Below are 20,825 nucleotides of genomic sequence, written 5' to 3'. Positions count from 1 at the left end.
GGGCAAGCATGAGAAGAATAGCGGTAATCGGCGCAGCCGGACGGATGGGCAAGACCCTGATCGAGGCCATCCAGCAAGCAGAAGGAGCCAGCCTGACGGCGGCGATCGAGCGGCCGCAGAGCAGTCTGATCGGTGCCGATGCCGGTGAGCTGGCCGGCGTCGGCAAGCTCGGCGTGAATATCGTTGGTGATCTGAATCAGGTGCTCAGCGAATTCGATGTGCTGATCGACTTTACTCATCCGACCAGCACCCTGGTCAATCTCGATATCTGTCGTGCGGCGGGCAAGGCCCTGGTAATCGGCACCACCGGCTTCTCCGACGCGGAAAAGCAGCAGATTGCCGATGCGGCTCAGCAGGTACCGGTGGTGTTCGCGCCGAACTTCAGCGTGGGTGTCAACCTGACCCTCAAGCTGCTGGATATGGCGGCCCGGGTCATGGGTGACGAGGCGGACATTGAAATCATCGAGGCGCACCACCGGCACAAGGTCGATGCGCCGTCCGGCACTGCGCTGCGCATGGGGGAAGTGGTTGCCGATGCGCTGGGTCGCAACCTCCAGGACGTGGCGGTGTATGGCCGTGAAGGCCAGACCGGCGCACGCGACCGCAACACCATCGGTTTTGCCACCGTGCGCGCCGGTGATGTGGTCGGTGACCACACCGTACTGTTTGCCACCGAAGGCGAGCGGGTCGAGATTACCCATAAGGCGTCGAGCCGCATGACCTTCGCCAAGGGCGCGGTGCGTTCAGCGATCTGGCTGGGTGGGCGCACCAGTGGTCTGTACGACATGCAGGATGTGCTGGCGCTGCGTGACTGAATTATGCGTGACAACAAAAAACCCGGCCCTTCGAGGCCGGGTTTTTTGTGCCCGCCGGCTCAGCTGGCCTTGTTCTGGCGCACCTGTTCGCGTGCCAGGTCGTTCAGGGTCTCGGTATTGCGCTGCAGGTAGAAGGCCGCAATGGTCGGTACCCAGTCGGCCCGGTGGTTGAGCAGGCGCGGCTGGATGAAGCTGTACTGCTTGTCCAGGTCGTTCAGTGTGCCGGACAGCTCGGGCAAAAGGGTTTTCAGGGTGGCTGAGCGCTGGACAATGCTGGCATCGATATTCTGAAACACGGTTTCGCCGGGTTCGATGAAGTAGATGCCGATCGAGCTGAACATGCTGTTCTGGTAGAGCAGCAGGATCTGGCTCGTCTCCAGGCTCTGCTGATGCAGCGCGTGAAGATGTTCGCTGATGGTGCCAGCGAGGCCGGAATACTGTGCCCCGGCGGCTTTGTCCAGCTTGCCATGGGCCATCATGATGCGGTTGACCGTGGCCAGGTGGTAATGGGCCTCTTCCAGGCTCTGGTTCTCCAGTTCGCGAATCAGGCCGACAAATTCGTTGAACGGGGTGCGCAGATCCTGAGGGTTGTCCATCAGGCGCAGCAGTTTTTCCATGTTGCCCAGGGCGTCGTTGTAGGTCTCCCGGTTGCCGGGCTCCCGTACACGTTCGAACAGGTTGTTATCGATCAACAGGTAGGTGGCGGCCCGGTAGCCTTCGCTGCGCAGTTCATGGATGTTCTGCGCCAATTGCGCGTCGGTGTCGGCTGGGGTCTGGCCGGCGAAGCCGAGCAGCAGCAGAACCAAGAGGTATTTCAGATGCATCTTCATTGTCTGGAGTCCCTGTTTTTTGTTTTTTGATCCTGATCCGGTCGCGACAGGCGCGTACCGGCAGAACTTCCCAGGCTCTGCGGCCAAGGATTTCATCCCCTGCAGTTTTAGCATGTTCATCGCGATTATGAAACAGAGCCCGAAATCGTCCCGTTCAATGGTCGTGGGCGAGATGGTCGGTGTGGATATTTACTGATCAAACCGGTAAACTATCGCGCTAATCAGTCTATATCAGCGCGTATCTGACCAATGCCTTTGCAGTGGAATGAAGTGGTAAACACATCATTCCCGCTTTTGTGCAGCCCGCGTTTGGCAAAAACGTGTCAGTCTTTCGGAGGTTTTCTTGTCCAAGCCCGCCATTCTCGCCCTTGCCGACGGCAGCATTTTCCGCGGTGAGGCCATCGGCGCCGACGGCCACAGTGTCGGCGAGGTCGTGTTCAACACAGCCATGACCGGTTATCAGGAGATCCTTACCGATCCTTCCTATGCACGGCAGATCGTCACGTTGACCTATCCTCACATCGGCAATACCGGTACCACGCCGCAAGATGCCGAGTCCTGGAAAGTCTGGGCGGCGGGCCTGGTGATCCGAGACCTGCCGTTGGTCGCCAGTAACTGGCGCAACAAGCAATCGCTGCCGGATTACCTCAAGGAAAATGGCACTGTGGCCATTGCCGGCATCGATACCCGTCGCCTGACGCGCATTCTGCGCGAGAAAGGTGCGCAGAATGGCTGCATCATGGCGGGTGAGGACGCGACTGAAGAAAAAGCGCTGGAGCTGGCGCGCGACTTCCCTGGTCTGAAGGGCATGGACCTGGCGAAGGAAGTCAGTGTCAAAGAAGCCTACGAATGGCGTTCCGCTCCCTGGAATCTGGCCACTGATAGCCACCCTGAGATTGACGCGGCCGATCTGCCCTACCATGTGGTGGTCTATGATTTCGGCGTCAAGTACAACATCTTGCGCATGCTGGTCGGCCGCGGTTGCCGGTTGACTGTCGTACCCGCCCAGACCACGGCGGCGGAAGTGTTGGCGCTGAATCCCGATGGTGTGCTGCTGGCCAACGGTCCGGGCGACCCGGAGCCTTGCGATTACGCAATCAAGGCCATCCAGGAGTTGCTGGAAACCGATACCCCGATCCTCGGCATCTGTCTGGGTCACCAACTGCTCGCCCTGGCTTCCGGTGCGCGCACGGTGAAAATGCCCAGCGGCCACCATGGTGCCAACCACCCGGTACAGGATCTGGATAGCGGTGTGGTGATGATCACCAGCCAGAACCACGGCTTCGCGGTGGACGAGGCCAGTTTGCCGGCCAACGTCCGCGCTACCTATAAATCCCTGTTCGACGGCACTCTGCAGGGCATCGAGCGCACCGACAAGGCGGCCTTCAGCTTCCAGGGACACCCTGAGGCGAGCCCCGGTCCGGGCGACGTGGCACCGCTGTTCGAGCGGTTTATCGCAGCCATGAACAAGAGCGCCTGAGTCGTCGGTCTATCCCAAGGATTAAAAGCACACTATGCCAAAACGTACTGATATCAAAAGTATTCTGATCCTCGGCGCCGGTCCCATCGTGATCGGCCAGGCCTGCGAGTTCGACTACTCCGGTGCCCAGGCCTGCAAGGCGCTGCGTGAAGAGGGGTTCCGGGTGATCCTGGTGAACTCCAACCCGGCCACCATCATGACCGATCCGGCCATGGCTGATGCCACCTATATCGAGCCGATCAAGTGGCAGACGGTAGCGCGCATCATCGAGAAGGAGCGCCCGGACGCGCTGCTGCCGACCATGGGCGGCCAGACTGCGCTGAACTGCGCGCTGGATCTGGAAAAGCACGGCGTGCTGGAGAAGTTCGGCGTGGAGATGATCGGTGCCAATGCCGATACCATCGACAAGGCCGAAGACCGTTCGCGGTTCGACAAGGCCATGCGTGATATCGGCCTGGAATGCCCGCGTTCCGGCATCGCTCACAACATGGATGAAGCCTACGGCGTCCTCGACAAGGTCGGCTTTCCTTGCATCATTCGCCCATCCTTCACCATGGGTGGTACCGGTGGCGGGATCGCCTATAACCGCGAAGAGTTCGAGGAAATCTGCAACCGCGGTCTGGATCTTTCTCCGACCAAGGAACTGCTGATCGACGAATCGCTGATCGGTTGGAAGGAATACGAGATGGAGGTGGTCCGCGACAAGAAGGACAACTGCATCATCGTCTGCTCGATCGAGAACTTCGATCCCATGGGTGTGCATACCGGTGACTCCATCACCGTGGCCCCGGCCCAGACCCTGACCGACAAGGAATACCAGATCATGCGCAACGCCTCGCTGGCGGTGCTGCGTGAAATCGGTGTGGAAACCGGCGGCTCCAACGTGCAGTTCGGTATCGACCCGAAGGATGGCCGCATGGTCGTCATCGAAATGAACCCGCGGGTGTCGCGTTCTTCCGCGCTGGCCTCCAAGGCCACCGGTTTTCCGATTGCCAAGATCGCGGCCAAGCTGGCGGTGGGTTATACCCTCGACGAGCTGCAGAACGACATTACCGGCGGCCGTACCCCGGCGTCCTTCGAGCCGTCGATCGACTACGTTGTTACCAAGATTCCGCGTTTCGCCTTCGAGAAGTTCCCCAATGCCGATGCGCGCCTGACCACCCAGATGAAATCCGTGGGTGAGGTCATGGCCATTGGCCGGACTTTCCAGGAATCGCTGCAAAAAGCGCTGCGTGGCCTGGAAGTGGGCTCCTGCGGCTTCGACCCGCAGCTGGATCTGAGTGCCGCGGATGCGGCCACCGACCTGACCCGCGAGCTGACGGTGCCGGGCGCCGAGCGTATCTGGTACATCGGTGATGCCTTCCGCGCCGGTATGAGTGTCGAGCGCATCTTCGATCTGACCAAGATCGATCCCTGGTTCCTGGTACAGATCGAGGATCTGATCAAGGACGAGGAACGTGTCAGCAAGCTGGGCCTGGCCGATCTCGACAAGAACCTGATGTTCCGCCTCAAGCGCAAGGGCTTCTCCGATACCCGCCTGGCACAGCTGCTGGGCGTGAGCGAGAAGAACCTGCGTTCGCAGCGCCAGAAGCTCGGCGTGTTCCCGGTGTACAAGCGGGTGGATACCTGCGCCGCCGAGTTCGCCACCGATACCGCTTACATGTACTCCACCTATGAGGAAGAGTGCGAGGCCAATCCGTCGACCCGTGACAAGATCATGGTGCTGGGTGGCGGTCCGAACCGCATCGGTCAGGGTATCGAGTTCGACTACTGCTGCGTGCACGCGGCGCTGGCCATGCGTGAAGACGGGTACGAGACCATCATGGTCAACTGCAACCCGGAAACCGTATCCACCGATTACGACACGTCCGATCGTCTGTATTTCGAGCCGGTGACCCTGGAAGATGTGCTGGAAATCGTCCGTGTCGAACAGCCCAAGGGTGTGATCGTGCAGTACGGCGGGCAGACTCCGCTGAAGCTGGCTCGTGCCCTGGAAGAGGCTGGCGTGCCGATCATCGGTACCAGCCCCGAGGCCATTGACCGTGCCGAGGACCGCGAGCGCTTCCAGCAGATGGTCGAGCGCCTGAACTTGCGTCAGCCGCCGAACGCCACTGTGCGCAGCGAAGACGAGGCCATCACGGCCGCGAACAAGATCGGCTACCCGCTGGTCGTGCGCCCATCCTACGTACTGGGCGGTCGCGCCATGGAGATCGTCTACCAGGAAGACGAGCTCAAGCGCTACTTGCGTGACGCAGTGAAGGTATCCAATGACAGCCCGGTGCTGCTGGATCACTTCCTCAATTGCGCGATCGAGATTGACGTGGATGCGGTGTCCGACGGCACCGATGTGGTCATCGGTGCGATCATGCAGCACATCGAGCAGGCGGGCGTGCACTCCGGTGACTCGGCCTGCTCGCTGCCGCCGTACTCGCTGTCTGCCGAGGTTCAGGACCAGATGCGCGACCAGGTCAAGCGCATGGCGCTGGAGCTGGGTGTGGTCGGTCTGATGAACGTGCAGCTGGCGCTGCAGGGCGACACCATCTACGTAATCGAAGTGAATCCGCGGGCTTCGCGTACCGTGCCCTTCGTCTCCAAGTGCATTGGCCGCTCCCTGGCGCAGATCGCTGCGCGGGTGATGGCTGGCAAGACGTTGAAGGAGCTGGGCTTCACCGAAGAGGTGATTCCGCCGTTCTTCTCGGTAAAGGAAGCGGTCTTCCCGTTCGCCAAGTTCCCGGGTGTGGATCCCATCCTTGGGCCGGAAATGAAATCCACCGGCGAGGTGATGGGCATTGGCGACAGTTTCGCCGAGGCTTTTGCCAAGTCGCAGCTGGGCGCCAGCGAGGTGCTGCCGACCTCGGGTACCGTGTTCATCAGCGTGCGTGAGGACGACAAGCCCTTCGTCGCCGACGTGGCCCGTGATCTGACTGAACTCGGTTTCGAAGTGGTGGCCACCGCCGGTACCGCCAAGGTCATCGAGGCGGCTGGTTTGCCGGTGCGCCGTGTGAACAAGGTCACCGAAGGTCGCCCGCATATCGTCGATATGATCAAGAACGACCAGATCCGGCTGGTAATCAATACCACCGAAGGCCGGCAGTCTATCGCCGACTCCTATTCCATTCGTCGCAATGCCTTGCAGCACAAGGTGTACTCCACCACCACTCTGGCCGGCGGTCAGGCGGTATGCATGGCATTGAAATTCGGCCCTGAGCGCGCAGTGCGCCGCCTTCAGGAACTGCACGAGGGAATCTGACATGAAATATCCGATGACCAAGCAGGGCGCACTGGCCCTGGAAGAAGAGCTCAAGCACCTGAAAACAGTGCTGCGTCCGCAGATCACCGAGGCCATTGCCGAGGCGCGTGAGCTGGGCGATCTCAAGGAGAATGCCGAGTACCATGCCGCGCGCGAGCAGCAAGGTATGGTCGAGGCGCGTATCCGTGATATCGAAGGCCGTCTGTCCAATGCCCAGGTGATCGATGTCACCGCCATTGCCCGTACAGGCAAGGTGATCTTCGGCACCACGGTGACCATTGCCAATGTGGATACCGATGAGGAAGTGCGTTACCAGATCGTCGGTGAGGACGAGGCGGAGATCAAGGAAGGCAAGATCTCCGTCACCTCGCCCATTGCCCGGGCGCTGGTCGGTAAAGAGGAAGGCGAGATCGTGGCAGTCAAAACCCCCGGTGGCGTCGTCGAGTATGAAATCGTCGAGGTTCAACACCTGTGAGCCAGTCTGCTGCTCTGCCGGCAATGCGTAGCGGCAGGGTAGCCTGGCAGCTGGCCCAGACGTTGTGGGTCGGCGGCGTGTGGATGCTGCACTTCGTCATGCTGCCGGCGCTGGAGCGGTTCGGTCTGGCGCCGTTGCTGATCGATGAGATCGGCGGCTTCATGCGGCCACTGCTGGTCGGCTTTGCCGCAGTATGCGCACTATTGCAGTGTCTGGTGGCTGGTTTGGTGTTGGGATGGACCGTCTGGCGGGATCTGCGAGGGCAGTTGCTGTTGGTGGTGCTGCTGGCTGCGGCGGTGTTCTTCCTGGTTGGTAGCTTGCCGCGCGGCGAGTACTGGCAGATGTTCAGCTATCTGGTGGTGGCATTCGCCGGGTTGGTGCTGATACTGCAGCCGCGGCCGGATGAAATTACCGGGCGCTGATCAGGTTTGTTGGTGGGAAGTCTGTGGGAGCGACTTTGGGCGCCTCCACAGAAATCCCGGTCAGGGCTGGCAGGACGTCAGAAGTCCTTGAAGCGGGCCAGGTTCGACAGATTGGGGTTGGCTTTCTTGTTGCGACGCAACAGGATGACCATCTTGCCGATGACCTGAACCAATTCTGCGCCACTGGCCTGACACAGCTCGTCGATCAGTGCCTGCTTGGTGTCGCGATCACCGACGGTGATGCGAATCTTGATCAGCTCGTGATCATTCAGGGCGCGATCGAGTTCCGCCAGCACACCTTCGCTGGCACCCTGCTCGCTGACTATTACCACCGGCTTGAGATGGTGGCCAATGCGTTTGTAGGCTTTCTTCTGTTCAGAGCTGAGCGCCATAATGATCCGTGTGAGTTCCTGTATTCGATGAATGTCGAGAAAGGAAACTAGTATAACCGGCGGCGCGATCCGCTGCATGAGGTATTCCGTGGCAAGATCAAAGACCAGCAAAGGTTGGCTGAAAGAACATTTTGATGACCCCTATGTCAAACTGGCGCAGAAGGACGGCTACCGTTCCCGTGCCAGTTACAAACTACTGGAAATCCAGGAAAAGGATCGTCTGCTGCGACCCGGCATGACCGTACTGGATCTCGGCTCCGCCCCGGGCGGGTGGTCGCAGGTGGTCAGCCGGGTGATCGGCGAGAAAGGCCGGATCATTGCCTCCGACATCCTGCCGATGGACAGCATTCCGGATGTGAACTTCATCCAGGGCGACTTTACCGAGGACGCGGTATTCGAAGCGATCCTGGCGGCCATCGGTGACGGACAGGTTGATCTTGTTATTTCCGATATGGCCCCCAATATGAGTGGTACGCCCGCTGTTGATCAGCCGCGCGCCATGTATTTGTGCGAGCTGGCGCTGGACATGGCCACGCGGGTACTGCGTCCGGGCGGCGATTTTCTGATCAAGGTGTTTCATGGCGAAGGATTCGACGAATACTTCAAGGACATGCGTAGCCGTTTCGACAAGATGGTGACGCGCAAGCCGGGAGCGTCGAGGGACAGGTCGCGGGAGACCTACCTGCTGGCGCGGGGCTTCAAGGGCTGACGGCGGAGCCGGCGACACAGGGCGTTACACTGGCATAACTGCCGCCGCGCCGGATTCTGGTGTAAGGTAGGCAGGCCGGATAAACAGACGAATACAGCCAGGCCCGGACCACCTGTTGGCGGGCAAGAGGATAGCAATTTGAACGATATGGCGAAAAACCTCATTCTGTGGTTGATCATCGCTGCAGTGCTGGTGACTGTGATGAATAATTTCAGCAGTCCTACCGAACCGCGAGCACTGAATTACACCGAATTCCTCGAGCTGGTGAATGATCGCCAGGTTGAGCGCGTCACCGTGGATGGCTTCGTGATTACCGGTAAGCGCCGGGATGGTGAAGTATTCAAGACCGTACGCCCGGCGATCCAGGACAACGGCCTGATCGGCGACCTGCTGGAAAATGATGTGGTGGTTGAAGGCAAGCAGCCGGAGCGCCAGAGCATCTGGACTCAGCTGTTGATTGCCAGCTTCCCGATCCTGATCATCATTGCCATCTTCATGTTCTTCATGCGTCAGATGCAGGGCGGTGGCGGTGGCCGCGGCGGGCCGATGAGCTTCGGCAAGAGCAAGGCGCGCATGCTGTCCGAAGATCAGGTCAAGACCACCTTTGCTGATGTCGCCGGTTGCGACGAGGCCAAGGAAGAAGTCGGCGAACTGGTTGAATTCCTGCGCGACCCGGGCAAGTTCCAGCGTCTGGGTGGGCATATCCCGCGCGGCGTACTGATGGTCGGTCAGCCCGGTACCGGTAAGACATTGCTGGCCAAGGCGGTTGCCGGCGAGGCCAAGGTGCCGTTCTTCACTATCTCCGGCTCCGACTTCGTGGAAATGTTCGTCGGTGTCGGCGCCAGCCGGGTGCGCGACATGTTCGAGCAGGCCAAGAAGCATGCGCCCTGCATCATCTTCATCGACGAGATCGATGCGGTGGGCCGTCATCGTGGCGCAGGCCTGGGCGGCGGTCATGACGAGCGCGAGCAGACCCTGAACCAATTGCTGGTGGAGATGGACGGCTTCGAAGCCAACGACGGTATTATCGTGGTTGCCGCGACCAACCGTCCGGACGTGCTCGACCCGGCGCTGCTGCGCCCGGGCCGCTTCGACCGTCAGGTGGTCGTTGGCCTGCCGGATATCCGTGGTCGCGAGCAGATCCTCAAGGTACACATGCGCAAGGTCCCGCTGGGTGATGATGTGGTGCCTTCTGCCATCGCCCGTGGTACGCCCGGCTTCTCCGGCGCCGACCTGGCCAACCTGGTGAATGAGGCGTCCTTGTTCGCCGCCCGCGCCGGCAAGCGCTTGGTCGAGATGAACGAATTCGAGATGGCCAAGGACAAGATCATGATGGGCGCCGAGCGCAAATCCATGGTCATGTCCGACAAGGAAAAGCTCAACACTGCCTACCACGAATCCGGCCACGCCATCGTTGGTCGTCTGGTGCCCGAGCACGATCCGGTCTACAAGGTATCGATCATCCCCCGCGGCCGCGCTCTGGGCGTGACCATGTTCCTGCCGGAGGAGGATCGCTACAGTCTGTCCAAGCGCGCCCTGACCAGTCAGATCTGCTCGCTGTTTGGTGGTCGTATCGCCGAGGAAATGACCCTGGGTTTCGATGGTGTGACCACTGGCGCCTCCAATGACATCATGCGCGCCACCCAGTTGGCGCGGAACATGGTGACCAAGTGGGGCTTGTCCGAGAAGCTCGGTCCGCTGATGTATGCCGAGGAAGAGGGTGAAGTGTTCCTGGGCCGCAGTGCCGGTAGCCAGCACACCAACGTTTCCGGTGAAACCGCACGGCTGATCGATGAAGAAGTACGCAGCATCATCGATGGCTGCTATGCCACCGCCAAGCGCCTGCTGGAAGAGAATCGTGACAAGCTGGATCTGATGGCCGAAGCGCTGATGAAGTACGAAACCATCGATGTCGAGCAGATCAACGACATCATGCTCGGCAAGCCTGCCCGTGAGCCCAAGGGTTGGACTGACGATGATCGTCGTGGCCCCGGCGCGGCAGCATCCGATCCGGATGCTTCGCCCGACCCGCAGGATGCGCCCCGTGACGATGGCATCATCGGCGGACCGGCAGGCGAACACTGAGACCAGCATGACGGAAGCACGTAATAACACCCGGTTGCCATGTGGCGACCGGGTGCTCGACCTTTCCTGTACCCATGTCATGGGTATTCTCAATATCACCCCAGACTCCTTTTCCGACGGTGGTCGCTACAACGACCGCGATGCGGCATTGGCTCGAGTGGAGCAAATGCTGGCCGCAGGGGCGACGCTGATCGATATCGGTGGCGAATCAACCCGCCCCGGGGCCGCGCTGGTCGGTGTTCAGGAAGAGCTTGATCGGGTGGTGCCAATGGTCGAAGCGGTGAAGGCGCGCTTCGATACGGTGGTCTCCGTCGATACCAGTACTCCAGAGGTTATCAGTGGTTCGGCGGCGGCGGGTGCCGGGCTGATCAATGATATCCGTGCGCTGACGCGTCCCGGTGCCATGCAGGCAGCGGTGGACTCGGGATTGGCGGTCTGTCTGATGCATATGCAGGGTGAGCCCCAGAGTATGCAACAGGCGCCGGCGTACGAATCAGTGCTGGAGCAGGTGAACTCTTTTCTCGAAGCGCGGGTCCAAGCGTGCCTGGAAGCGGGTATTGAGCGCAGCAAACTGGTGCTTGATCCCGGTTTTGGTTTTGGCAAGACCCTGCAGCACAACCTTGAGCTGTTTGCCCGCATGGAGCGTCTGCGACCGTTGGATCTGCCGATTCTGATCGGCGTATCGCGCAAGAGCATGATTGGTCAGGCGTTGAATCGGCCAGTCGATCAGCGCCTGTCTGGCAGCCTGGCGCTGGCAGCATTGGCGGTGGCCAAGGGCGCGCGTATCATCCGTGTACATGATGTGGCGGAAACCGCCGACGTGGTACGTATGGTGGACGCGGTCGTTGCCGCAGGAATTTCGGCGATCTAATTTCAGGATACCCCTACATGGAAAAGCGCTACTTCGGCACCGACGGCATTCGCGGTCACGTTGGCACTCACCCGATCACCCCCGAATTCATGCTCAAGCTGGGCTGGGCAACCGGCATGGCCTTCAAGCATAACGGCCAGTGTAGCGTGGTGATCGGCAAGGACACCCGCATCTCCGGGTACATGTTCGAGTCAGCGCTGGAGGCCGGGTTGTCTGCCGCTGGCGCCAAGGTGCGCCTGCTGGGTCCCATGCCCACTCCGGCCATTGCGTATCTCACGCGAACCTTCCAGGCGGATGCCGGTATCGTCATCAGCGCCTCGCACAATCCCTATTTCGATAATGGCATCAAGTTCTTCTCTGCTCAGGGCACCAAACTGCCCGACACGTTGGAGCATGAGATCGAGCGGTTGGTGGATACCCCCATGCAGGTGGTTGAGTCCGGCGAATTGGGCAAAGTGGCGCGGGTTGAGGATGCCTCGGGTCGCTATATTGAATTCTGCAAAAGCAGCGTGCCGACGAGCACCAGCTTCAAGGGGCTGAAGATCGTGCTGGATTGCGCCAACGGCGCAACCTACAAGGTCGCGCCCAGCGTATTCGCCGAGCTGGGTGCGGACGTCAGCCTGGTAGGCGTGACGCCGGACGGGCTGAATATCAACGCTGGCGTCGGCTCTACCGATCTGGCGGCGCTGAGTCAGGCGGTGGTTGAGCGTCAGGCTGATCTGGGCATCGCCTTTGATGGCGACGGCGACCGGGTGATGATGGTCGACGCACAGGGCAACCCGGTCGACGGTGACGAGCTGTTGTACATCATGACGCTGGATCTGTACGAGCGTGGCCTGTTGGAAGGCGGCGTGGCCGGTACCTTGATGACCAACCTGGGGCTGGAGCTGGCATTGCGCGAGCGTGATATTCCCTTCGTCCGTGCCAAGGTGGGTGATCGCTACGTCATGGCCGAGCTGCAGCAGCGCGGCTGGTATCTGGGTGGCGAGTCCTCGGGGCATCTCGTTTGCCTGCGGCACACCACCACCGGCGATGGCATCATTGCCGCGCTGCAGGTGCTGCGCGCGTTGCGCATGTCGGGCAAGACCCTGGCGCAAGCTTGTGAGGGTATGAGCAAGTGCCCACAAAAACTGATCAATGTGCGTTACCAGAGTAATGGCAGCTCGCCCCTGGAAGCGCCAGCGCTGCAATCTGCCGTCGCTGAAGCCGAGGCGCGGCTGGGTGATACCGGCCGCGTGCTGCTGCGCCTTTCCGGTACCGAGCCGGTGATCCGGGTGATGGTTGAAGGGCAGGATGCAGAACAGGTTGTGAAGGAAGCTGAAGCGCTGGCGGCACAGGTGCAAAAAATGTTCGGTACGGACTGAAAAGGCGGTTGTGTCGGTTGGGCAACTTGGTTAACATTGGCGCCCGCTTGAGCTGAGAGGTTAGGCATGCGTCGTCCGCTGGTCGCCGGAAATTGGAAAATGTACGGTACTCGGCAGTCCGTTGATGAGTTGCTGATCGGATTGAATGAGCAGCATTGGCCGGACGAAGTCGACCTGTTGATTGCGCCGCCGGCGTTATATGTCCAGCAGTGCCGCGAAGCCCTTGAGGGTTCGCCGCTGCGGTTGGCCGGTCAGAGTTGTGCGTTCCAGGCTGAGTCCGGGGCGTTGACTGGCGAGATTTCTCCAGCTCAGTTGCGTGATGTGGGTTGTGAATTTGTACTCGTGGGGCATTCCGAGCGGCGTAGCCTGTTCGGTGAGACCGACGAGGTTGTCTGTCGCAAGTTTGCCGCGGCGCTGGCTTGCGGTCTTCGCCCCATTCTCTGTGTCGGTGAGACGCGCGAGCAGTATGACTCGGGTGAAACGGCGGATGTGGTTGGTCGGCAGTTGCAGGCCGTGCTGGATACCTTTGGTGTTGGTGGTCTGGCCCAGGGTGTAGTGGCTTACGAGCCGGTTTGGGCCATTGGCACCGGTTTGACAGCTACGCCGGAGCAGGCCCAGGACGTGCATGCGATGATTCGCGCACGACTGGCCGTACTGGATGATGAACAGGCTCAATGTGTGCAGATCGTCTATGGCGGCAGCGTCAAGGCGGAGAATGCGCATGCGCTGTTCGAGATGCCGGATATCGATGGGGGGCTGGTGGGTGGAGCCTCTCTCAATGCGAATGAATTTGGTGCGATCGCTCGTGCCGCGGGACAAGCTCAATGATTGAAACCGTAGTTGTGGTAGTACATCTCCTGGTCGCCATAGGCTTGGTTGGATTGATTCTGATCCAGCAAGGCAAGGGTGCGGAGACGGGCGCGTCCTTCGGTTCCGGTGCGTCCGGTACGGTTTTCGGCAGCCAGGGTTCGGCAACTTTCCTCAGCCGCTTGACAGCTGTGCTGGCCACTGTATTCTTTCTGACCTCCTTGGGCCTGGCTTTCTATGCCAGTCACAAGGCGACCGAGATTCGTGATGCAGGTCTGCCTGCTCCGGTCCTGGAAAGCGTGCCGGTGGCACCGATCAGTGAAGATGTTCCTGTGCTTGAAGAGCAGGTCCCTCAGGCTCCTGCGGCAGATGATGTTCCTGTCGTAGAGTAAGCCAACAGTTTTGCGGAAGTGGTGGAATTGGTAGACACGCTATCTTGAGGGGGTAGTGCCTTAGGGTGTATGGGTTCGAGTCCCATCTTCCGCACCATTCAAACAGGGCCTGCAGCACGCAGGCCCTTGTTTTTTTCGGGCACAATATGCCAGGTTGTCTTGTTTGATGGCCGCGCGTATAATTCATGCCCTAGATTCGACGCGGGGTGGAGCAGTCTGGTAGCTCGTCGGGCTCATAACCCGAAGGTCGTAGGTTCAAATCCTGCCCCCGCAACCAGTCAAAGGCCCCTTTTCAGGGGCTTTTTGTTAACTCCGGACTTCATCTGAAGTGGCCGGAACCAAGGATGGGCTTAAGGCCCATTTTTTATTCATCAAAGATAGGCGGTGAAATTGTCCGGCAAAGTTACCGAATTGGAGAGCCTGTTGGTCCCGATTGTCGAAGCTCTGGGCTATCGTTGTTGGGGGATCGAGTTTTTGTCGCAGGGGCGTCATAGCCTGCTGCGCGTCTATATCGATCATCCCGATGGCGTTAGCGTGGAAGCCTGTGCGACGATCAGCCGGCAAGCCAGTGCGGTGCTGGACGTGGAAGACCCTATCAGTGGTGATTACACGCTGGAAGTGTCTTCTCCGGGAATGGACCGACCCCTGTTCACGCTTGAGCAGTTCGCCGCCTATGTCGGCGAGCAGGCCAAGATCAGGTTGCGCGTGCCCTATGAAGGCCGGCGGAATTTTCAAGGTGTCATCCGCGGTGTGGAAGGTGATGAGGTTGTGCTGCAGGTGGAAGACCACGAGTACCTGCTGCCCATCGATAGCATCGATAAAAGTAACATCATCCCGCGGTTTTGAGCATTTTTCGGGCTCCAGTGGCCCCAATGGACGGCGTTAGGCGAGGCATACGATGAGCAAAGAAGTGCTGCTGGTTGTGGAATCCGTTTCCAATGAGAAGGGCGTGCCGCCCGGAGTCATTTTCGAGGCGCTGGAGATGGCCTTGGCAACGGCCACGAAAAAGCGCTATGAAGACGAGGTGGATGTGCGGGTGGCGATTAATCGCCAGACGGGCAACTATGACACCTTCCGCCGCTGGACTGTGGTGGTCGACGACAACTTCGAAGAGCCAGGCATGCAGCTGGCCCTGGATCAGGCCCACGCCCGCGATCCGGCCCTGAACGAGGGTGACGTGGTCGAGGAGAAGATCGAGTCGGTCGAGTTCGGTCGTATCGCCGCGCAGATCGCCAAGCAGGTTATTGTCCAGAAGGTTCGCGAAGCCGAACGTGCCCAGGTGGTGGACGCGTATCGCGACCGTCTGGGCGAAATCATCAGCGGCACCGTGAAAAAGGTCACCCGTGACAGCGTCATCGTTGACCTGGGCAACAATGCCGAGGCGGTGTTGCCGCGCGAGGAAATGATTCCGCGTGAAACGTTCCGTACCGGAACGCGCATCCGCGCCTTGCTCAAGGATATCCGCACCGAAAATCGCGGCCCGCAGCTGGTGCTGTCGCGCAGCTGCCCGGAAATGATCATCGAGCTGTTCCGCATCGAAGTTCCAGAGATCGCCGAGGAACTGATCGAGGTGATGGGTGCGGCCCGTGATCCGGGCTCCCGTGCCAAGATTGCGGTGCGCTCGAAAGACAAGCGTATCGATCCGCAAGGCGCCTGTATCGGCATGCGCGGTTCGCGAGTCCAGGCCGTATCCGGTGAACTGGGCGGTGAGCGCGTCGACATCGTGCTGTGGGACGACAACCTGGCTCAGTTCGTGATCAACGCCATGGCGCCAGCCGAAGTGGCCTCGATCATTCTGGATGAGGACACCCACGCCATCGATATCGCCGTGGCCGAGGACAACCTCGCCCAGGCAATCGGCCGTAGCGGCCAGAACGTTCGGTTGGCCAGTCAGCTGACTGGCTGGACGCTCAATGTCATGACCGAGGACGACATCCGCGCCAAGCAGGAAGCCGAAACCGGTGACGTGCTGCGCAACTTCCTCGAAGAGCTGGATGTGGATGAGGAGCTGGCTCAGATTCTGGTCGACGAAGGTTTCACCTCGCTGGAGGAGATTGCCTACGTGCCCATGGAAGAAATGCTGGAGATTGATGGTTTTGACGAGGATATCGTCAATGAACTGCGGTCCCGGGCCAAGGATCGCCTGCTGACGAAGGCGATCGCCAACGAGGAAAAACTGGACGAAGCTCAGCCTGCGGATGATCTGCTGAACATGGAGGGCATGGATCGCGCCCTGGCATTCCAGCTGGCGGCCCAAGGTATCATCAGCATGGAAGACCTGGCCGAACAGTCCGTGGACGACCTGCTGAACATTGATGGAATCGACGAAGCCCGTGCCGGCGCCTTGATCATGGCAGCTCGGGCGCCCTGGTTTGAATAAACCGGTCGGCTGGCAGTATCACCCTGCAGCGATGCAGGGTACCGACTGAGGAGAAAGTGAATGGCGGAAGTGACGGTCAAAGAATTGGCTCAGGTAACAGGGACGCCGGTAGAGCGCCTGTTGCAACAGATGCAGGAAGCCGGGTTGTCGCACACCAGTGCGGAGCAGCAGGTATCGGACGACGAGAAGCAGCGCCTGCTGACTTTCCTGAAGAGCACCCATGGCGACTCCAGCTCGGAGCCGCGCAAGATTACCCTCAAGCGTAAAACCGTAAGCACTCTGAAAGTGGCGGGCAGCAAGACTGTCAACGTGGAAGTGCGCAAGAAGCGGACCTACGTCAAGCGCGACGAAGTGGATGTGGAAGCCGAGCGTCAGCGCGAGCTGGAAGAGCTGCGTGCTGCCGAAGAGGCGCGTCAGGCAGCCGCGGAAGCGGAAGCCCAGCGCAAGGCTGAGGAAGAACAGGCACGGCAGGCTGAAGAAGCGGCCCGTCAGGCTGCCGCAGCTGAGGCTGCCAAGGCCCAGCCGGACACTCCGGCAGCTCCGGCTGCAGCGGAGCCGGTAGCGGCGCCCCAGGCCCCTCAGGCCGCCGCAGTTGCTCAAGCCGATGTCGAGGCTGCACCTTCACCGGCCGCGGCCGCGAAGAAGAAGGACGAGCAGCGTCGCAAGGCCCGCGCCGAGGAAGACGAACGCAGCCGCAAGCGCGCTGGCGGTCCCGGCAAGGGACGTGGTGCGCCACGCGGTGGCGATGACGAGGACGCAGTGTCGCGTCGTCGCGGTGGTGCCGGCAAGCTCAAGGCGCAGAAGAAACGCAATCAGCACGGCTTCGAGAAGCCGACAGGACCCATAGTGCGTGAAGTGGTAATTGGTGAAACCATCACCGTAGCCGAACTGGCTCAGAAAATGTCGGTGAAGGCTGCCGAAGTTATCAAGTACATGTTCAAGAACGGCAACATGGTGACCATCAACCAGGTGCTGGATCAGGACACCGCCACCATCCTGGCTGAAGACATGGGCCACAAGGTCAAGCAGGTCAAGGAAAGCGACCTGGAAGATCGTCTGGTCATGGCCATGCACCACGAAGGTGAAGAAGTCAGCCGCGCGCCGGTCGTGACCGTCATGGGTCACGTTGACCACGGCAAGACCTCGCTGCTGGACTATATCCGTCGTGCCAAGGTGGCTTCCGGCGAAGCCGGTGGTATCACCCAGCATATCGGTGCCTACCACGTGCAGACTGACCGTGGCATGGTGACCTTCCTGGATACCCCCGGTCACGCTGCGTTTACCGCGATGCGTGCCCGTGGTGCCCAGTCCACGGATATCGTCATCCTGGTAGTGGCGGCCGATGACGGCGTCATGCCGCAGACCGAAGAAGCTGTTCAGCATGCCAAGGCCGCCGGTGTTCCGCTGGTTGTGGCAGTGAACAAGATCGACAAGGAAGACGCTGATCCGGACCGTATCAAGAATGATCTGGCCGCGCGTGATGTCATTCCGGAAGAGTGGGGTGGTGACACCCAGTTCGTGCATGTATCGGCCAAGGTCGGTACTGGCATCGACGAGCTGCTCGAAGCAGTCCTGTTGCAGGCTGAAGTACTCGAACTCACCGCCCAGCCCACGGCTCCGGCACGTGGTGTGGTCATCGAATCGCGCCTCGACAAGGGCCGCGGCCCGATCGCCACCGTACTCGTGCAGAACGGTACCCTGCGTCAGGGCGACGTGGTGCTGGCCGGTCTCAACCATGGCCGGGTTCGCGCCATGCTCGACGAGAACGGCAACATGGTGAAGGAAGCCGGCCCGTCCATTCCGGTCGCTATCCTGGGTCTCGATGGTACGCCGGAAGCCGGCGACGAGATGACTGTGGTCGCCGACGAGAAGAAGGCCCGCGAAGTGGCACTGTTCCGTCAGGGCAAGTTCCGCGAGATCAAACTGGCTCGCCAGCAATCCGCGAAGCTGGAAAACATGTTCGAGAACATGGGCCAGGGCGAGAAGAAGACACTCAACATCGTCATCAAGGCCGACGTGCGCGGCTCGCTCGAAGCCCTGCAGAGCTCGCTCAACGAGCTGGGCAACGACGAGGTTCAGGTCAAGATCGTTTCCGGTGGCGTGGGTGGTATCACCGAAACCGACGCCAACCTGGCGCTGGCTTCGAACGCGGTGATCTTCGGCTTCAACGTCCGTGCCGATGCCTCGGCGCGCAAGGTGATCGAAGGCGAAGGCCTGGATCTGCGCTACTACAGCGTGATCTACGAGATCATCGAAGACGTCAAGAAGGCCCTGTCGGGTATGCTGGGCAGCGATGTCCGCGAGCAGATCCTGGGCGTTGCCGAAGTGCGCGATGTGTTCCGTTCGCCGAAGTTCGGCGCGGTGGCCGGTTGTATGGTCATCGAGGGTACCGTGTACCGCAACCGGCCGATTCGCGTGCTGCGTGAAGACGTGGTCATCTACGAGGGTGAGCTGGAATCCCTGCGTCGCTTCAAGGATGACGTCGGCGAAGTGCGTAACGGCATGGAGTGCGGCATCGGCGTGAAGAACTACAACGACGTGCGTGTCGGTGACCGCATCGAAGTGTTCGAGCGGGTGCAGGTCGCACGGACGCTGTAATCCAGCGACAAGCGCCAGGCGGTAGTGACAAGCGGTCCGAAAGGGCCGTTTGTCGTCTGTCCAGCCAGGCATGAACATATCGCCGCAAGCGAACAGCTATGCGCTTGCAGCCAACAGCTGGTAGCGTGCAGCCAGAGGTATATATGGCCAAAGAATATAGTCGTACCCAGCGGGTCGCCGATCAGATGCAGCGCGAGCTGGCTGTGTTGATCCAGCGTGAGGTGCGTGACCCGCGGGTCGGCATGATCACCGTCACTGCTGCCGAAGTCAGTCGCGATCTGGCTCACGCCAAGATCTTCATCACCCTGATGGGCGACGCCAGTGATGAAGATATCGCGCTCAATCTGGCGGCATTGAAGGATGCTGCGGGCTTCCTGCGAGTGCATCTCGGGCGGGTGATGAAGTTGCGCAGCATTCCGCAGCTGCATTTCCATTACGATGAGAGTGTGCGCCGCGGGGTGCATTTGTCTTCTCTCATCGAGCGCGCCGTAGCGCAGGATCGTCAGCGTTCCGAGGATGGTGAGGAGTAGACGTGTCGGCACCACGTAGCAAGCGCCGTGATATCGACGGCGTACTGATTTTCGACAAGCCGCTGGGCATGACCTCCAACGCCGCATTGCAGAAGGTGCGTTGGCTGTTCAATGCCAGCAAGGGCGGCCATACCGGCAGTCTCGACCCCCTGGCCAGCGGCGTGTTGCCCCTGTGCCTGGGTGAGGCGACCAAGTTCTCCCAGTATCTGCTCGACGCGGACAAGGTGTACGTCACCGAAGCGCGGCTGGGGATGACCACCACCACCGGCGATGCCGAGGGTGATGTGCTGGAGATGAGGCCTTGTCAGGTCACCCTGGCTGAGGTAGAAGCTCTGCTGCCACGCTTCACCGGGGAGATCGAGCAGATCCCGCCCATGTATTCGGCACTCAAGCATGAAGGTCAGCCGCTGTACAAGCTGGCCCGGGCCGGGGAAACGGTGGAGCGCAAGGCGCGATCTGTTACCATAAGCCGACTTGAATTGCTGGGGCTGGAGGGTGATCGGCTGCGGCTGGAAGTACACTGCAGCAAGGGTACCTATATTCGCACCCTGGTCGAGGATCTGGGCGCCGCACTGGGTTGCGGCGCGCATGTGTCTGAACTGCGCCGCATCGGTGCTGGCCCGTTTGACCTGAGTCAGGCGGTCACGCTGGAGACCCTCGAGGCGATGCATGCCGAGGGCGGTGCCGGGGCGCTGGATCAGTTGTTGCTGCCGATCGACAGCGGGCTGGAGGACTGGCCGGTGGTGAGTCTTACCGAGCAGACCGCCTTCTACCTCAATCATGGTCAGGCGGTGCGGGTTCCCGGCAGTCCGGCGTTCGGTATGGTCCGGCTGCGCGACCACGAAGGCCGGTTCATCGGTATCGGTGAGATGACTGATGATGCACGGGTAGCACCCAAGCGTCTGATGCGTTTCAATGGTTGAATGATTTTGCGGGCGTGATGTATCACGCCCGCTTGGAAGTTGACCCATGAGGGTCGCAACGAGGGTGGCTGTCAACAGGCACGGTCATTGCTCGATTCAAAACACGGAACCCCGGTTCCGGCCTGTTACCTCAGAGGAAAAGCTGTCATGGCACTGAGCGTTGAAGAAAAAGCTGCAATCGTATCCGAGTATGCCCGCGGTGAAGGTGATACCGGTTCTCCTGAAGTCCAAGTAGCTCTGTTGACTGCTAACATCAACAAGCTGCAGGGTCACTTCAAGGACAACAAGAAGGACCACCACTCCCGTCGTGGCCTGATCCGCATGGTCAACCAGCGTCGTAAGCTGCTGGATTACCTGAAGTCCAAGGATCTCGGCCGCTACAGCAGCTTGATCAGCAGTCTGGGTCTGCGTCGCTAAGACCAGCCCCGTTTGGACATGGCCGGGTCCGAAACCCGGCTGTGCCCAGAGTTTCCCCCAAGGCAAAAAACAGAGAGAGAAGACA

At 60.3% G+C, this 20,825-nt stretch carries 20 protein-coding genes and 2 tRNA genes; 20 read left to right on the top strand and 2 right to left on the bottom strand.

Annotated elements, in window-relative coordinates; genetic code table 11:
• Positions 1–8: 8 nt before the first annotated feature.
• Positions 9–815 carry a 4-hydroxy-tetrahydrodipicolinate reductase gene (gene dapB / locus BM267_RS08615; protein WP_074779324.1) on the top strand — a complete coding sequence of 269 codons (807 nt, stop codon included), beginning with the start codon at positions 9–11 and terminating at the stop codon, positions 813–815.
• Between the two features lie 59 nt (positions 816–874).
• Here the strand turns inward: dapB and BM267_RS08610 are convergent, their stop codons facing one another.
• Entirely contained in the window at positions 875–1,645 is a 771-nt protein-coding gene (locus BM267_RS08610) for a hypothetical protein (protein ID WP_074779322.1), read from the bottom strand.
• A gap of 19 nt (positions 1,646–1,664) precedes the next feature.
• On the opposite strand from BM267_RS08610, the gene BM267_RS16800 reads away from it, so the two are divergent.
• From BM267_RS16800 to BM267_RS08590, 5 genes are all read left to right on the top strand, one after another.
• Positions 1,665–1,841: a hypothetical protein gene (locus BM267_RS16800; protein ID WP_169304636.1), complete on the top strand. Its 177-nt coding sequence runs from the start codon at positions 1,665–1,667 to the stop codon at positions 1,839–1,841.
• Between the two features lie 147 nt (positions 1,842–1,988).
• Entirely contained in the window at positions 1,989–3,125 is a 1,137-nt protein-coding gene (gene carA, locus BM267_RS08605) for a glutamine-hydrolyzing carbamoyl-phosphate synthase small subunit (protein ID WP_036993137.1), read from the top strand.
• A gap of 34 nt (positions 3,126–3,159) precedes the next feature.
• On the top strand, positions 3,160–6,375 hold the full coding sequence (carB, locus tag BM267_RS08600; RefSeq protein ID WP_036993136.1) for a carbamoyl-phosphate synthase large subunit: 3,216 nt from the start codon (positions 3,160–3,162) through the stop codon (positions 6,373–6,375).
• Between the two features lies 1 nt (position 6,376).
• A complete protein-coding gene (gene greA, locus BM267_RS08595) occupies positions 6,377–6,850 on the top strand; it encodes a transcription elongation factor GreA (protein WP_036993135.1) in 474 nt (157 codons plus the stop codon).
• Positions 6,851–6,873: 23 nt separating this feature from the next.
• The gene (locus tag BM267_RS08590; protein ID WP_074779737.1) at positions 6,874–7,272 is read left to right on the top strand and encodes a DUF4149 domain-containing protein; all 399 of its coding nucleotides are present in this window, start codon (positions 6,874–6,876) and stop codon (positions 7,270–7,272) included.
• A gap of 77 nt (positions 7,273–7,349) precedes the next feature.
• Here the strand turns inward: BM267_RS08590 and yhbY are convergent, their stop codons facing one another.
• On the bottom strand, positions 7,350–7,664 hold the full coding sequence (yhbY, locus tag BM267_RS08585) for a ribosome assembly RNA-binding protein YhbY (RefSeq protein ID WP_036993259.1): 315 nt from the start codon (positions 7,662–7,664) through the stop codon (positions 7,350–7,352).
• Between the two features lie 88 nt (positions 7,665–7,752).
• On the opposite strand from yhbY, the gene rlmE reads away from it, so the two are divergent.
• From rlmE to rpsO, 14 genes are all read left to right on the top strand, one after another.
• Positions 7,753–8,373 (top strand): 23S rRNA (uridine(2552)-2'-O)-methyltransferase RlmE, encoded by a 621-nt coding sequence (rlmE, locus tag BM267_RS08580; RefSeq protein ID WP_036993258.1) that lies wholly within the window; start codon positions 7,753–7,755, stop codon positions 8,371–8,373.
• A gap of 147 nt (positions 8,374–8,520) precedes the next feature.
• The gene (gene ftsH, locus BM267_RS08575) at positions 8,521–10,458 is read left to right on the top strand and encodes an ATP-dependent zinc metalloprotease FtsH (protein WP_074779735.1); all 1,938 of its coding nucleotides are present in this window, start codon (positions 8,521–8,523) and stop codon (positions 10,456–10,458) included.
• Positions 10,459–10,465: 7 nt separating this feature from the next.
• On the top strand, positions 10,466–11,329 hold the full coding sequence (gene folP, locus BM267_RS08570) for a dihydropteroate synthase (RefSeq protein WP_036993256.1): 864 nt from the start codon (positions 10,466–10,468) through the stop codon (positions 11,327–11,329).
• Between the two features lie 17 nt (positions 11,330–11,346).
• A complete protein-coding gene (gene glmM / locus BM267_RS08565) occupies positions 11,347–12,693 on the top strand; it encodes a phosphoglucosamine mutase (RefSeq protein ID WP_074779320.1) in 1,347 nt (448 codons plus the stop codon).
• A gap of 66 nt (positions 12,694–12,759) precedes the next feature.
• Positions 12,760–13,521 carry a triose-phosphate isomerase gene (gene tpiA, locus BM267_RS08560; protein ID WP_074779318.1) on the top strand — a complete coding sequence of 254 codons (762 nt, stop codon included), beginning with the start codon at positions 12,760–12,762 and terminating at the stop codon, positions 13,519–13,521.
• Complete coding sequence (gene secG / locus BM267_RS08555; RefSeq protein WP_036993128.1) at positions 13,518–13,892, top strand: preprotein translocase subunit SecG; 375 nt, start codon at positions 13,518–13,520, stop codon at positions 13,890–13,892. The genes tpiA and secG overlap by 4 nt, the downstream gene beginning before the upstream one ends.
• 12 nt (positions 13,893–13,904) lie before the next feature.
• Positions 13,905–13,989, top strand: a tRNA-Leu gene (locus BM267_RS08550).
• A gap of 103 nt (positions 13,990–14,092) precedes the next feature.
• Positions 14,093–14,169: transfer RNA gene (locus BM267_RS08545), tRNA-Met, on the top strand.
• Between the two features lie 113 nt (positions 14,170–14,282).
• Complete coding sequence (gene rimP / locus BM267_RS08540) at positions 14,283–14,738, top strand: ribosome maturation factor RimP (RefSeq protein WP_036993255.1); 456 nt, start codon at positions 14,283–14,285, stop codon at positions 14,736–14,738.
• A 52-nt stretch (positions 14,739–14,790) separates the two neighbouring features.
• Positions 14,791–16,272, top strand: coding sequence for a transcription termination factor NusA (gene nusA / locus BM267_RS08535; RefSeq protein ID WP_036993126.1), 1,482 nt, complete (start codon positions 14,791–14,793; stop codon positions 16,270–16,272).
• Positions 16,273–16,332: 60 nt separating this feature from the next.
• Entirely contained in the window at positions 16,333–18,870 is a 2,538-nt protein-coding gene (gene infB, locus BM267_RS08530; protein ID WP_074779316.1) for a translation initiation factor IF-2, read from the top strand.
• 143 nt (positions 18,871–19,013) lie between these two features.
• On the top strand, positions 19,014–19,400 hold the full coding sequence (gene rbfA, locus BM267_RS08525; RefSeq protein WP_036993123.1) for a 30S ribosome-binding factor RbfA: 387 nt from the start codon (positions 19,014–19,016) through the stop codon (positions 19,398–19,400).
• Between the two features lie 2 nt (positions 19,401–19,402).
• Positions 19,403–20,323 carry a tRNA pseudouridine(55) synthase TruB gene (gene truB / locus BM267_RS08520; RefSeq protein ID WP_074779314.1) on the top strand — a complete coding sequence of 307 codons (921 nt, stop codon included), beginning with the start codon at positions 19,403–19,405 and terminating at the stop codon, positions 20,321–20,323.
• 147 nt (positions 20,324–20,470) lie between these two features.
• The gene (rpsO, locus tag BM267_RS08515) at positions 20,471–20,740 is read left to right on the top strand and encodes a 30S ribosomal protein S15 (RefSeq protein ID WP_036993120.1); all 270 of its coding nucleotides are present in this window, start codon (positions 20,471–20,473) and stop codon (positions 20,738–20,740) included.
• Positions 20,741–20,825: the final 85 nt, after the last annotated feature.

It is taken from the genome of Halopseudomonas bauzanensis, assembly GCF_900114735.1.
GTDB classification, from domain to species: Bacteria; Pseudomonadota; Gammaproteobacteria; order Pseudomonadales; family Pseudomonadaceae; genus Halopseudomonas; species Halopseudomonas bauzanensis.
This window is presented reverse-complemented; position numbering and strand designations above follow the sequence as displayed.

Excerpts from the sequence above, each read along its gene's own strand:
- dapB (WP_074779324.1), top strand. The coding sequence starts at position 9 with ATGAGAAGAATAGCGGTAATCGGCGCAGCCGGACGGATGGGCAAGACC.
- BM267_RS08610 (WP_074779322.1), bottom strand. The coding sequence starts at position 1,645 with ATGAAGATGCATCTGAAATACCTCTTGGTTCTGCTGCTGCTCGGCTTC.
- carB (WP_036993136.1), top strand. The coding sequence starts at position 3,160 with ATGCCAAAACGTACTGATATCAAAAGTATTCTGATCCTCGGCGCCGGT.
- greA (WP_036993135.1), top strand. The coding sequence starts at position 6,377 with ATGAAATATCCGATGACCAAGCAGGGCGCACTGGCCCTGGAAGAAGAG.
- BM267_RS08590 (WP_074779737.1), top strand. The coding sequence starts at position 6,874 with ATGCGTAGCGGCAGGGTAGCCTGGCAGCTGGCCCAGACGTTGTGGGTC.
- yhbY (WP_036993259.1), bottom strand. The coding sequence starts at position 7,664 with ATGGCGCTCAGCTCTGAACAGAAGAAAGCCTACAAACGCATTGGCCAC.
- ftsH (WP_074779735.1), top strand. The coding sequence starts at position 8,521 with ATGGCGAAAAACCTCATTCTGTGGTTGATCATCGCTGCAGTGCTGGTG.
- folP (WP_036993256.1), top strand. The coding sequence starts at position 10,466 with ATGACGGAAGCACGTAATAACACCCGGTTGCCATGTGGCGACCGGGTG.
- glmM (WP_074779320.1), top strand. The coding sequence starts at position 11,347 with ATGGAAAAGCGCTACTTCGGCACCGACGGCATTCGCGGTCACGTTGGC.
- tpiA (WP_074779318.1), top strand. The coding sequence starts at position 12,760 with ATGCGTCGTCCGCTGGTCGCCGGAAATTGGAAAATGTACGGTACTCGG.
- secG (WP_036993128.1), top strand. The coding sequence starts at position 13,518 with ATGATTGAAACCGTAGTTGTGGTAGTACATCTCCTGGTCGCCATAGGC.
- nusA (WP_036993126.1), top strand. The coding sequence starts at position 14,791 with ATGAGCAAAGAAGTGCTGCTGGTTGTGGAATCCGTTTCCAATGAGAAG.
- infB (WP_074779316.1), top strand. The coding sequence starts at position 16,333 with ATGGCGGAAGTGACGGTCAAAGAATTGGCTCAGGTAACAGGGACGCCG.
- rbfA (WP_036993123.1), top strand. The coding sequence starts at position 19,014 with ATGGCCAAAGAATATAGTCGTACCCAGCGGGTCGCCGATCAGATGCAG.
- rpsO (WP_036993120.1), top strand. The coding sequence starts at position 20,471 with ATGGCACTGAGCGTTGAAGAAAAAGCTGCAATCGTATCCGAGTATGCC.